Annotated in this window: 9 protein-coding genes and 1 riboswitch; of the genes, 5 read left to right on the plus strand and 4 right to left on the minus strand. The window is 41.7% G+C overall.

What is annotated here, in order from left to right; translation table 11 throughout:
• Window positions 1-68: 68 nt before the first annotated feature.
• On the minus strand, window positions 69-557 hold the full coding sequence (rsd, locus tag HWV03_RS02375) for a sigma D regulator (RefSeq protein WP_211678310.1): 489 nt from the start codon (window positions 555-557) through the stop codon (window positions 69-71).
• Between the two features lie 504 nt (window positions 558-1,061).
• On the opposite strand from rsd, the gene hemE reads away from it, so the two are divergent.
• Window positions 1,062-2,126: a uroporphyrinogen decarboxylase gene (gene hemE, locus HWV03_RS02380; protein WP_211673930.1), complete on the plus strand. Its 1,065-nt coding sequence runs from the start codon at window positions 1,062-1,064 to the stop codon at window positions 2,124-2,126.
• 132 nt (window positions 2,127-2,258) lie between these two features.
• Here the strand turns inward: hemE and bamD are convergent, their stop codons facing one another.
• On the minus strand, window positions 2,259-2,996 hold the full coding sequence (gene bamD / locus HWV03_RS02385) for an outer membrane protein assembly factor BamD (protein WP_045111887.1): 738 nt from the start codon (window positions 2,994-2,996) through the stop codon (window positions 2,259-2,261).
• 137 nt (window positions 2,997-3,133) lie between these two features.
• On the opposite strand from bamD, the gene rluD reads away from it, so the two are divergent.
• From rluD to HWV03_RS02405, 4 genes are all read left to right on the plus strand, one after another.
• On the plus strand, window positions 3,134-4,114 hold the full coding sequence (gene rluD, locus HWV03_RS02390; RefSeq protein WP_211678311.1) for a 23S rRNA pseudouridine(1911/1915/1917) synthase RluD: 981 nt from the start codon (window positions 3,134-3,136) through the stop codon (window positions 4,112-4,114).
• Between the two features lie 6 nt (window positions 4,115-4,120).
• Window positions 4,121-4,876: a peptidoglycan editing factor PgeF gene (gene pgeF / locus HWV03_RS02395; RefSeq protein ID WP_211679954.1), complete on the plus strand. Its 756-nt coding sequence runs from the start codon at window positions 4,121-4,123 to the stop codon at window positions 4,874-4,876.
• 98 nt (window positions 4,877-4,974) lie between these two features.
• Entirely contained in the window at window positions 4,975-7,548 is a 2,574-nt protein-coding gene (gene clpB / locus HWV03_RS02400; protein ID WP_211678312.1) for an ATP-dependent chaperone ClpB, read from the plus strand.
• 269 nt (window positions 7,549-7,817) lie between these two features.
• Window positions 7,818-7,913, plus strand: a riboswitch (glycine riboswitch).
• A 123-nt stretch (window positions 7,914-8,036) separates the two neighbouring features.
• On the plus strand, window positions 8,037-9,476 hold the full coding sequence (locus HWV03_RS02405) for an alanine/glycine:cation symporter family protein (RefSeq protein ID WP_255547020.1): 1,440 nt from the start codon (window positions 8,037-8,039) through the stop codon (window positions 9,474-9,476).
• Between the two features lie 314 nt (window positions 9,477-9,790).
• Here the strand turns inward: HWV03_RS02405 and HWV03_RS02410 are convergent, their stop codons facing one another.
• Window positions 9,791-10,384, minus strand: coding sequence for a response regulator transcription factor (locus HWV03_RS02410; protein ID WP_211678313.1), 594 nt, complete (start codon window positions 10,382-10,384; stop codon window positions 9,791-9,793).
• Entirely contained in the window at window positions 10,377-11,579 is a 1,203-nt protein-coding gene (locus tag HWV03_RS02415) for a GAF domain-containing sensor histidine kinase (RefSeq protein WP_211678314.1), read from the minus strand. The genes HWV03_RS02410 and HWV03_RS02415 overlap by 8 nt, the downstream gene beginning before the upstream one ends.
• Between the last annotated feature and the right edge of the window lie 160 nt (window positions 11,580-11,739).

Below are 11,739 nucleotides of genomic sequence, written 5' to 3' on the forward strand. Positions count from 1 at the left end.
AAACCCATTCATATCTGACGATGTGAATGGGTTTTTTATTGGCTGGAGTTAAATCAAATGAACAGAACTTATTCTGCGTCGACAACTTCGCGGTGATAAGTCGCTAGGGTAAACAGCAATTTATCTTCTAACTCAAAGCGTTGTTCTAATAGCTCTCCGATTTTTGACATATCTTCATCTAAAGATAGGAGGAGAGTGTCGTCATCTTGATTTGCTTCGGCGTATTTATCATTGAATTCAAGTAATGCTTCTGTGGTTAACACTATCTTAGGTTGTATTTTTTGTGCGAGGGCAAGGCTTTTTACGCTGTATTCTGCACATTGAGATACGATTTGGTCATAAACTTCAAAATGACCCGTAGATAAATAATCAATTAATATTTGGCAAAAGGCTTGCAGTTCATCTTTGCTGGGTAATGTGGCGGTTTTTTCAAATGGGGGTAAGCCTTCGAGTTTGCAATAATCGACAATCAGTTCTTGTCGCTCTTCTAGCCAATGATCGATGGCGTTGTGCGTGCCGCCCCAAGCTTGTTGCGCTTGTTCTAATTTGGTTAACATATGACTTACTCCATGTACCCTTAAAAAAATAAGGTTTCCTATTACTAAATTTTTTACCGTAAAACGTCAACACTATTTTATCTGGTCAAACCTGATTAATTAGCACCACAGTAATAGATTTATCTACTAAAGGACGATTACTGATTTTAAACTGTTGTATGTCTAATCATAGCATATAAGCCTTTGTTATGACTGCTTTTTGGTTTTGTATCGAGAGCTTGTTAATTAATTGTGATTAAGGTCTCTGATTCTATTAGTACTAATTGCGTAAATTAATTGCGCTAATTGAAACATAGATGAGTAAGCCGTTATAGGCGATTTAAAGCTGTTGTTTTTTTCTTCGCTCAGTCAGTAATCTTGGCCTATTTTTTTATATTTTGGCGTTAATCCCCTGTTATGATCAACTTGTTGTTAAATTAACGGTGAAAATGGCGTCATATATTTTGTCAATTGTTGAATAATGTTACAATCACGCCATATTAGAGCCGCAATTCAGGAAAGGATATGAGCGAGTTAAAGAATGATCGTTATTTACGTGCGTTAGCCAAAGAATCGGTAGACCAAACACCAGTATGGATGATGCGCCAAGCAGGCCGTTATTTACCAGAATACAAAGCAACGCGTGCTGAAGCTGGTGACTTTATGTCGCTGTGTAAGAATGCAGAACTTGCTTGTGAAGTAACGTTACAACCATTACGCCGTTTTCCACTTGATGCGGCTATTCTGTTTTCAGATATCTTAACCATTCCTGATGCGATGGGTTTAGGTCTGTATTTCTCAGAAGGTGAAGGTCCTAAATTTGAGCGACCTATTACGTGTAAAGCTGATGTTGATAAGATCGGTATTCCAGATCCCGAAGGCGAATTACAATATGTAATGAACGCGGTGCGTACTATTCGTAAAAACCTTAATGGTTCAGTACCGTTAATTGGCTTTTCTGGTAGCCCGTGGACGTTAGCTACTTATATGGTTGAAGGTAGCGGTACTAAAACGTTCACTAAAATTAAGAAAATGGCATTTGCTGAACCACAAACGCTACACTTATTATTAGATAAGTTAGCGGATTCAGTGATCACTTACCTTAACGCACAAATTGCGGCGGGCGCACAGTCTGTGATGGTATTTGATACTTGGGGCGGCGTATTATCGCCACGAGATTACAAAGATTTCTCACTGCAGTACATGCACAAAATTGTTGATGGCTTAACGCGTTTTAACGATGGCCGTAAAGTGCCTGTTACGCTGTTCACTAAGAACGGTGGTCAATGGATCGAGCAGATCGTAGCAACAGGTTGTGATGCGATTGGTCTGGATTGGACAATTGATATTGCAGAAGCTAAAGCCCGTGTTGGTGATAAGGTTGCACTGCAAGGTAATATGGACCCTTCAATGCTTTATGCATCACCAGAACGTATTCGTGAAGAAGTAAGCACGATCTTATCTGGTTTTGGTACAGGCAATGGTCACGTGATGAACTTAGGTCACGGTATCCATTTAGATGTTGAACCTGAAAAAGCAGGTGTATTCATCGAAGCGGTTGGCGAATTGAGTAAGCAATACCACAAGTAAGCTACAATTTGTGTGAACTGGCGATTACTTGCATACGGTAATCGAAAACAAAAACGGCGTCTATTTACATAGACGCCGTTTTTTTATATTTTATTTTTAGCCTTAATAATCGTTAGCGAGGTGCGTAGATCATTAATCCGCGTTAACTGCTAAGATCTTTTCGGCGTTAGCTTTAAGCGTTGGCTGTTCTAAAATGTCGTACGCTTTAATCATTACTTTTAATGCGCCAGTTCGTGACTCTGTATCTGCAAAATTATCGATAATATACTGTGCACGCTGGATCGCCGCTATGTAGGCTTTACGTTTCATGTAATATTCAGCTGCCGACAATTCATAACGTGCGAGGCGACTTTTAATTGCAATCGCACGCTTTTGCGCATCAGCCACATACTCACTTTCTGGGTAGCGTTTGATCAGGCGCGTGAAGTCATTGAAGGCTGCATTTGCATAACTTGGGTCTCGATCTGAACGATCTATATTAAATAGGTCATGAAATAGGTTATAATCCGCGCCCATATTGGTAAGTCCACGCATATAGTAGACATAGTCTATGTCTTTATGGCTTGGATTTAAGCGAATAAAACGATCTATATTGGCCAATGCCTGTGCTGTGTCACTATTCTTGTAGTAAGCATAGATCAAGTCTAACTGCACTTGTACAGTGTGCGGGCCAAATGGATAACGTGTATCAAGCGCTTCAAGCGTTTCAATCGCGGAAACAAAATTACCCGCTTGTAACGATTGTTGAGCGATGCTGTATAGCTCGATGGCTGGTTTATCCGGTACAGTCGGTTCTGATTTTGAAGAACAACCTGTTGCCACAACCAGTGCGAGCGATAGACTTATTGCTAATTTTATTGATTTTTTCATTAGGTTGGATAAATTCCAAATTGCTTAATGCGAAAAATAGTTACGTAGCCAATATGCTACAGCAAAATAAAAGGCTAAAATAGCCTGAATCCTGTAATTATACTGAAAATTAGGACCGAAGAGGGTCCCTGCTACCTATGAGCCAACATATAGAACTTTCTGCAGTCGTTGCAGAACACCAAGTCGGTCAACGTTTAGACCAAGTTTTAGCCGAGATGTTCCAAGATTATTCTCGTTCACGTCTGAAAGAATGGATTCTTGCAGGATTTGTTAACTTAAATGGCAAAGTTGTCGTTAAAGCACGTGAAAAAATGCAATTCGGCGATAAAATTATCTTAAACGCTGAAGTTGACGAAGAAGTTCGTTACGAGCCACAAGATCTGCCACTTAATATCGTGTATGAAGACGATGACATTCTTGTTATCAACAAACCAGCTGGTTTTGTTGTGCATCCAGGTGCAGGTAACCCTGATGGTACAGTGCTTAATGCACTACTATTCCATTATCCAGACATTATTGACGTGCCACGTGCTGGTATTGTTCACCGTCTAGATAAAGACACAACGGGTTTGATGGTTATTGCGAAAACAATTCCAGCACAAACGCATTTAGTAACTGCACTACAGGCTCGTCGTATTACGCGTGAATATGAAGCTGTTGTATCAGGTACTATGACTGCGGGTGGCTTTGTTGATGAGCCAATCGGTCGTCACGCAACTAAACGTACGCAAATGGCTGTTCGTCCACTGGGTAAGCCAGCAAAAACACATTACCGTGTTGCTGAAAAATACCGTGCACATACGTTATTAAGACTGCGTCTTGAATCAGGTCGTACTCACCAAATCCGTGTACACATGACTCATATTATGCATCCTATCGTTGGTGATACTGTGTATGCTGGTCGTCCAAAGCCACCGGGTAATGCAACTGATACATTAGTCTTAGCACTACGTGGTTTCGGCCGCCAAGCGCTACACGCTCGCATGTTGAAATTAGAGCACCCAGTAACAGGGGAAATGATGATGTGGCGCGCAGAACGTCCGTCTGATATGAATACATTAATTCATATCCTACGTGAAGATACTGCGTTAAACATGATTGATGATTTCATCAGTTAATCATTGATTATGCCTCGTTTTATTCAACCAAACTGGCCCGCGCCGGATAATATAAAGGCGCTAAGCACTACTCGTGAGGGTGGGGTTAGTCATGTGCCCTATGCAGGACTAAATTTAGGTTTGCATGTGCAAGATGACAGTCAGTTGGTGTGGCAAAATCGGCAGTTGTTAATGACCGCTGCTCGTTTACCGCAGCAGCCATATTGGTTGAATCAAACCCACAGTACCGAGGTTGTTAGTTTAGTGGGGCAATCCCACAATACGAATCAACTTCCTGCTGCTGATGCGTCTGTAACACAGATGACGGGGCAAGTTTGTTTAGTGATGACGGCAGACTGTTTACCGCTATTAATTTGCGATAAAGCGGGTACGCAAGTTGCTGCTATTCATGCTGGTTGGCGTGGTTTACTCGATGGTATTATTGAAAATACTATTGCGAAGCTTACTGCTACACCAAATGAACTATTAGTGTGGTTAGGTCCAGCAATCAGCCAAGCATATTTTCAAGTAGGCAGTGAAGTACGTGATGCCTTTATTGCACATGATCCAAAAGCAAGCCGCGCGTTTATTGCCGATGGTGATAAATGGTTAGCGGATTTATATTTATTAGCGCGTCAACGTCTACAAGCGTTAACGGTTAATGCGGTTGACATTTACGGTGGTGACCACTGTACTTACCGCGAAATTGATTTATTCTATTCATATCGACGAGATAACCAAACGGGTCGCCAGGCAAGTTTGATTTACCTTGAATCTCAATAAATAATCCCCAAATAATAATTATGGGTTTTAGTGCCTTACTAAATGTTCCCAGCCAATTAAACGACTATAATTATAGCCACGACTGATAGGAGATTGTTATGCGCTTAGATCAACTTACCACTAAATTCCAAATGGCTATTTCTGATGCGCAGTCACTTGCTCTGGGTAAAGATAATCAATTTATCGACCCTATACACTTGATGATCGCGTTATTAAACCAAGACCATAGCTCCATTCGCCCATTATTGACAGCCGCAGGCATTGATGCCAATTCACTGCGCTGGCAGCTGAATGACGAACTTGATCGCTTACCACAGGTGCAAGGTACCCAAGGTGATATTCAACTATCGTCTGCATTAAACATGTTATTAAACTTGTGCGATAAATATGCCCAAAAACGTAAAGATAAATTTATTTCTTCCGAGATGTTTGTGCTTGCGGCAGTTGAAGATAAAGGGCGGTTAGGGCAATTATTACGAAAATCGGGTGGTACACGTAAAAGTATTGAAGATGCAATTGATGTGATCCGTGGTGGTGACAAAGTGGATAACCAAGGCGCAGAAGAACAACGTGAAGCTTTAACAAAATATACCTTAGATCTAACTGAACGTGCCGAAGTCGGTAAGCTGGATCCTGTGATTGGCCGTGATGACGAGATCCGTCGTGCTATCCAAGTATTACAACGCCGCACTAAAAATAATCCAGTATTAATTGGTGAACCTGGGGTGGGTAAAACCGCGATTGCGGAAGGTTTAGCACAGCGAATTGTAAATGGTGAAGTGCCGGAAGGGCTAAAGAATAAACGTGTGCTATCTCTGGATATGGGCGCGTTGATTGCGGGTGCCAAATATCGTGGTGAATTTGAAGAGCGGTTAAAGTCAGTGATCAAAGAGCTGGCGCAAACCGAAGGCCAAACTATTCTGTTTATTGATGAACTACATACCATGATTGGCGCTGGTAAAGGTGATGGCGCGATGGATGCTGGTAATATGCTTAAACCAGCATTAGCCCGTGGTGAATTACATTGTATGGGTGCGACCACTTTGGATGAATATCGTCAATACATTGAAAAGGATGCGGCGCTTGAACGTCGCTTTCAAAAAGTACTGATTGAAGAGCCAAGTGTTGAAGACACCATTGCCATCTTACGTGGTTTAAAATCACGTTATGAACTACATCACAATGTTGATATTACTGATCCGGCGATTGTGGCGGCGGCGACCTTATCTCATCGTTATATTTCCGATCGTCAATTACCTGATAAAGCAATTGATTTGATTGATGAAGCGGCATCGTCTATTCGTTTACAGATGGATTCAAAACCAGAATCCTTGGATAAGTTAGAACGTCGTATTATCCAACTTAAAATTGAGCAGCAGGCGCTGGAAAAAGAAGATGATTCAGCCAGTATTAAACGTTTATCGACGATTGCGGAAGAATTGACTGAGAAGCAGGATAAATTTAACGATCTCGATGAGATCTGGCGGACTGAAAAAGCAGCGCTTTCTGGTACTAAACACATAAAATCAGCGTTAGATAAAGCCCGTGTTGAATTGGATATGGCCAGACGCGCTAGCGATTTAAACAAAATGTCAGAGCTGCAATACGGCACTATTCCTATGTTAGAAAAGCAATTGGATTTAGCTGCCCAAGCCGAAATGCAAGATATGACCTTGCTAAAGCATAAGGTTGGTGAAGCCGAAATTGCTGACATTCTATCGCGTTGGACAGGGATCCCGGTTAACCGGATGCTGGAAGGCGAAAAAGAAAAACTGCTTGCGATGGAAGATAACTTACATCAGCGGGTGATTGGTCAGACCGAAGCGATTAGCGTGGTATCCAATGCGATACGACGTAGCCGTGCTGGGTTGGCTGATCCAAACCGTCCGATGGGATCTTTTTTATTCATGGGGCCTACGGGTGTCGGTAAAACCGAAGTATGCAAAGCCTTAGCCGATTTTATCTTTGATTCAGACCAAGCCATGATCCGTATTGACATGTCTGAGTTTATGGAAAAACATTCAGTTGCGCGATTAATCGGTGCGCCTCCGGGTTATGTCGGTTATGAAGAAGGGGGTTACCTGACGGAAGCGGTACGTCGGAAACCTTATTCAGTGATCTTGCTGGATGAAATTGAAAAAGCCCATCCGGATATTTTTAATATTCTATTACAAGTATTGGATGATGGTCGTTTAACGGATGGGCAGGGACGTACTGTTGATTTCCGTAATACGGTTATTATTATGACGTCTAATTTAGGCTCGGATATTATTCAAGAAGAATACGGTAAACATGATTATGATACGGTGAAATTACGCCTATTAGAGTTACTGGGGCAGAGCTTCCGTCCTGAGTTTATCAACCGTATTGATGATACTGTGGTGTTTCACCCGTTAGGGCGTAATCACATTGAGAAGATCGCTGCGATTCAGTTGAAGTCATTAGAGGCGCGATTAAAACAGCTCGGTTATAGTTTGTCGATTACTCCTGGTGCATTAGCAAAATTAGCTGACGCCGGGTTCGATCCCTTATTTGGTGCTCGGCCGCTAAAGCGCGTATTGCAAAAGCAGGTTGAAAATCGCTTAGCCAATGCTATTTTAGCGGGAGAGGTAGTACCTGGTAAATCGATTAAGATAAGTGTAGTTGATGATGAGTTAAGCGTTAGTCAATAATCGTGAATGACCATAAATAATGCATAATTAAAGTAGCCCTGATTAACAGGGCTTTTTTCTGCCTAAAGATTAATTGTTAATCATTCAAACTACTATATTTGTTTTTGTTGAAGTTATCCGTGTTAATATTTATCAGCCTGCAGTGTTTGATACTGCAGTATATCCACACTAAGTTCGGATGAAGGTAGCAGGAGAGTGGCCAATGTGCCCGCCGAAGAAGTAAATCTTTCAGGCGCTTTATTTCGCAAGAAAAAGCATGGACTGTTACTGGACGAGCCTCTGGAGAGATCCATTCAATTGGACGCCGAAGGAGCAAAGCGACAATGTCGTTGAAACTCTCAGGTACAAAGGACAGAGGATAGGATTATTTTTTTTGCGTACTTTCACGTCTGCTTTTGCTGTGGCTTTTGCCGTGGTTTTTTTGCTTCGTTTACCCATCTTGAATAATTACATCCTCCTCAGATTCACATTCTCGAGGAATGATTTTAATGCACTATTTAGAATTAGCAGTACTACAATTTTCTTTACTACAACCAATACCAGCTTCTTTATTAGAAACCTTACAAAATACTCTGCAAAGCATTGATCAATTTATTTGGGGGCCGCCATTATTATTACTTTTGGTCGGCACCGGAATGTATCTCACTTTGCGTTTAGGTTTTTTACAAATCACCAAATTACCCTTAGCGCTAAAGTACCTGTTTTCAGGTGATAAAGACGACAGCGATCTGCATAACAAAAAGCAGGGTGATATCAGTAGCTTTGCAGCATTATGTACCGCACTTTCTGCCACTATCGGTACCGGTAATATTGTCGGTGTAGCCACTGCGATTAAAATGGGTGGCCCCGGAGCATTATTTTGGATGTGGATGGCGGCTTTTTTTGGTATGGCAACCAAGTATGCGGAATGTTTATTGGCGGTGAAATACCGTGTTGTTGATGACAATGGGCAAATGGCGGGCGGTCCTATGTATTATCTTGAACATGGCTTGGGTAGTCGTTGGCTAGCGAAAGCCTTTGCCTTGTTTGGTATTGGTGTGGCGTGTTTTGGTATTGGTACTTTCCCACAAGTGAATGCTATTACTGATGCTGTTCAAATCTCGTTTAATATTCCGGTGTGGTTATCGGCGGGGATACTGACGGTATTAGTCGCTATGGTGACTTTAGGCGGTATTCGCTCTATTTCAGCTATTGCTCAACGTACTGTGCCATTTATGGCGGTATGTTATGTATTCGCATCGTTGTTGGTTCTATTATTTAATATCGAAGCGGTGCCTGATGCAATTGGCTTAGTTATCAGCAGTGCCTTTACGCCAACAGCGGCAACCGGTGGTTTCTTAGGCGCGACTGTGATGTTGGCTATTCAAAGTGGTGTGGCGCGTGGTGTGTTTTCTAATGAGTCCGGTTTAGGCAGTGCACCGATTGCAGCTGCGGCAGCAAAAACAGATTCCTGTGTGAAGCAGGGGCTGATTTCAATGACAGGTACCTTCTTCGATACCATCATTATTTGTACCATGACAGGTCTCACATTGGTGTTAACTGGGGTATGGAGTGGTGAAACATCCGGCGCTGCGATGACAACGCTCGCATTTGAACAAGGTTTATCACCGTTAATTGGTCAATACGTTATTACCTTAGGGCTCGTATTTTTCGCCTTTACCACTATTCTCGGTTGGAACTACTATGGCGAACGTTGTGTGCAATATCTGTTTGGTCAGAAAGGTATTAAACCTTACAAGTATTTCTATATTTTGTTGGTCGCTGGTGGCGCATTCTTACAGTTGGATCTGATTTGGATCTTGGCCGATATTGTGAATGGCTTAATGGCGATCCCGAACTTAATTGGTTTGATTGGTTTACGTCATGTGGTGATTGCCGAAACTCGATTATTCTTTGATAAATTAACGTTGGAACAGCAACACGCATAGTTAGCATAAAGTGGCAATAAAGACGTTTTTTATTGCCTCTCCAAAGAGATATAACAGAGTTGGGGGCTGTTAGAATCAAACACATCCTTTGTTTATAGCTGGTATCTAGGTAGGTAACGATAATGTTACGGTGATGTACATTGCCAGGTTGGTATTAAGTTGCTGTTTTAACTGTTATTTAATAGGGTTGCTGGTTTGGTTGTAAACTTACGTAATTTAATTACATTTATTACGTAAGTTTATTACAGTCATTCATCACAACGATAAGTGAGATAATACGGTTTAACCTATTAATCCATTAATCCATTAATCCATTAATCCATTAACCCATGATTAAGTGCATATTGGATTAACTCGGCACTGGTTTTTGCATTGATTAATTTCATGATCGAATACTTATGAAATTCGACAGTGCGCGGTGAAATAAACAGTTCATCTGCGACCTGGCGTGCAGATTTCCCCTGAGCTAATAGACGTAATACGCTGATTTGACGAGATGATAATTTTGGTCTACCGGTATTTACCGAAATAGAGGTCGAGATATATTCATTTCCCGCCAATACTTGGTTAACTGCTTCGATTAAGCTCTCGCTCGCTTCATGCTTGAGTACATAACCTTTTGCGCCTGCAGACATTGCACTTTCGGCATATTCTTGTTCGTCATGCATCGTGAGACAAATAATTTTCACGGTTTTATTAATCCGCTTTAACGCCGCAATAGCCGCGATTCCGGTCATGTCTGGCATGCTAATATCGGTGATCACTAAATCCGGCTGATGCTGCTTGACCTGTTCGATTAATTCTAAGCCATCTTTGGCAATTGCTAAAATCTGATGCTCAGGTTGTAAAATACTGGCGATGCCTTGCGCTACAATCAGATGATCATCGGCTAAAACTATATTACTCATAATATTCCTTTAAGGTCGGGATCATAATATCAACGATAAAGCCGCCATCTTCTGGAGAGGTGAACGCCGCTGTACCGTTAAATAATTGCGCGCGTTCTTGAATGCTGATTAATCCGATACTGCCTCTTGCTTGGTTTAAATCCAGGTTGCAACCAATTCCGTCGTCGATAATTTGAAAGTGAAGATTACCTTCATTGTACTGCATCAATACAAATACAGCAGACGCTTGCGCATGCTTGGTAACGTTGTTTAATGTTTCTTGTAATATGCGGTAAAGGTTGAGAGATAGTTCTTTATTAAGCGTCGGAATAGGGTCGAATAAAGTTTGCATATCAATATTTTTGATTGTGGATATGCGCCGACATTCCGCTTTTAATGCGGTGATTAAACCGAGATCTTCTAAGATCGCAGGGTGTAACGATCGTGATAAGGCTTGCATATCTTTAGCCAAATTTTGGATCTCGTGGTGTAGTGCATTTGCGGATTGTTTATCACTGTCGACAGTCAAGGTCTGCGAAAGCGATGATGCTTTAATGGTTAATAGTGCCATGCGTTGCGAGAAATTATCATGTAATTCACGAGATAACAGTCGACGCTCGGTTTCTTGGCTATCCATTAGATGGTGAGATAATAGCTCGAGCTTCTCATTTTTATGCTGCAGCTTTTCCCAATAGGCGTAACGCTCGTAAGTGCATGCGAGGATCTGGCCAAAACTTCGGATCCCTGTGATGGCGTCTTCATGCCAATGCACCGGCTCGATATAGCGGCTAGCAGTAATACCACCCCAAATACGACCACGCACACGAAAGGGCACTACAATATGAGAAATAATGCCTTCCATCTTTTTGAGCAGCAATTCATCATGATTGATAATATCGAGCAGATTACCTTCTGCAATAATGAGTTCGCCTTTACTTATCTGCTCCAGATAAGGTGAGTAGAGTCCCTGTGCCGGTAAAGAAACCGGGTTGTAACCAGGAGCCGCAACAGCAAGTGCGCCTTCAAAGCGATTATCTGGCGTTAAACGAACCAACGACATGCGTTGAACTTGGATGTAAGGCAAAAAAGCAGTTAGCGAAGACTCAATCGCAGTCAGTAAGTCGATGGTATCGTTTTCCAGTAACCAATTGGAAACCTCAAAGGTAAATTGTTCGATACTTAAGTCAGTCTTATTTATGTTGGGCAGCTCCCGCATATGCAGCGTCCTCATTACGTTTAAGCTAGATGTCATTTGTGTCATTTCAGTAATATATTATGGGCTTTCTACGTGCGATTTGGCTATAAAAAAATAGTTGATATGTGTAAACCTAGCAATTCTACGAGTACCTTTTCACTTCCTTTCCCGAATATAATCG

The sequence above is a fragment of the Moritella sp. 36 genome (assembly GCF_018219415.1).
In the GTDB taxonomy this organism is placed as follows: domain Bacteria; phylum Pseudomonadota; class Gammaproteobacteria; order Enterobacterales; family Moritellaceae; genus Moritella.